Source organism: Rhodococcus sp. NPDC003383, from assembly GCF_053589115.1.
The window spans coordinates 1-1,418 of the sequence record NZ_JBSFRG010000073.1; the positions used below are offsets into that span (position 1 = coordinate 1).

Genomic DNA, 1,418 nt, shown 5'->3' on the forward strand with positions numbered 1-1,418 from the left:
GCGTTCGGTGTGTTGGCGGGGGCTGGTGGTGTGCGGTTGTCGTCGGTGGATGTGGTGCCGGTGGCGGATCGGGTGTTGGTGTCGGGGTTTGCGGTGGGGGAGTCGGTGCCGGTTTCGGTGTCGACGTTGGATGGGTTGTTGGCGTTGTCTCCGGGTTTCGGGTCGGGTGCGCCGGCGGTGGCGTTCGGGGACGAGTCGTTGTCGTATGCGCGGTTCGAGTCGCGGGTGAATCGGTTGGCTCGGGTGTTGGTCGATGCCGGTGTGCGGGTGGGGGATCGGGTTGCGGTGTGTGTGCCGCGGTCGTTGGATCTGCCGGTGGTGTTGGCGGCGGTGATGCGGGCCGGTGGTGCGTATGTGCCGGTGGATGCGTCGTATCCGGTGGAGCGGATCGAGTATGTGCTCTCCGACAGTGCGCCGTCGTTGGCGGTGGTGGATGTGTCGGCTCGGTCGGTGATCTCGGGTGTTCCGGTGGTGGAGTTGTCGCCGGGTTCGTGGGACGGCTGGTCGGGGGTGTCGGATGCGCCGGTGGTGTTGTCGCGGCCGGTGTCGGGTCGGGATGCGGCGTATGTGATCTATACGTCGGGGTCGACGGGTCGGCCGAAGGGTGTGGTGGTCGAGCATCGGTCGTTGGTGAATTTCCTGGTGTGGAAGATGCGGGCGACGGGGATCGTGGCGTCGGATCGGGTGTTGCAGAAGGCGCCGACGGCGTTCGATGCGTCGGTGTGGGAGTTCTTCGTGCCGTTGGTGGCGGGGGCGACGGTGGTGGTGGCCGAGCCGGAGGGTCATCGGGATCCGTCGTATCTGGTGGGGTTGATGTCCTCGGGTGCGGTGTCGGTGGTGGAGTTCGTGCCGTCGATGCTCGATGCGTTGCTCGAGTTCGTGTCGGATCCGTCGCAGGTGGCGGGTGTGGAGCGGGTGTTCTGTGGTGGGGAGGAGCTTTCGCCTGCGTCGGCGTCGGCGGCGTTGGAGGTGTTCGGGGATCGGTTGTTCAATCTGTACGGTCCGACGGAGGCGACGGTGGGGATCACCTCGCAGGTGATTTCGCGGGAGGTGGTGTCGCGGTCGCGGGCGGCGTTGCCGATCGGGTCGCCGGCGTTCAATTCGTCGGCGTGGGTGTTGGATCGGTTCCTGCGTCCGGTTCCGGTGGGGGTGCCGGGTGAGTTGTATCTCGGTGGGGTGCAGGTGGCGCGGGGGTATCACGGTCGGCCGGGGTTGTCGGCGACCGCGTTCGTGGCGAATCCGTTCGGCGTCGGGGCGAGCGGAGCGACGGGGGATGTCGCTGCTGCCGGGGGGCGGTTGTATCGGACCGGGGATCTGGTGCGGTGGAATGCGTTCGGTGGGTTGGAGTATCTGGGTCGGTGTGACGATCAGGTGAAGATCCGCGGGTTCCGGGTGGAACTCGACGAAATCCGCGCCGC

Annotated in this window: 1 protein-coding gene; it reads left to right on the plus strand. The window is 67.1% G+C overall.

Going from position 1 to position 1,418, the window contains the following annotated elements; translation table 11 throughout:
• Positions 1–117: 117 nt before the first annotated feature.
• Positions 118–1,418 (plus strand): amino acid adenylation domain-containing protein (locus ACWDTS_RS28100; RefSeq protein ID WP_450111778.1); only part of this gene is annotated, 1,301 nt, incomplete at its 3' end.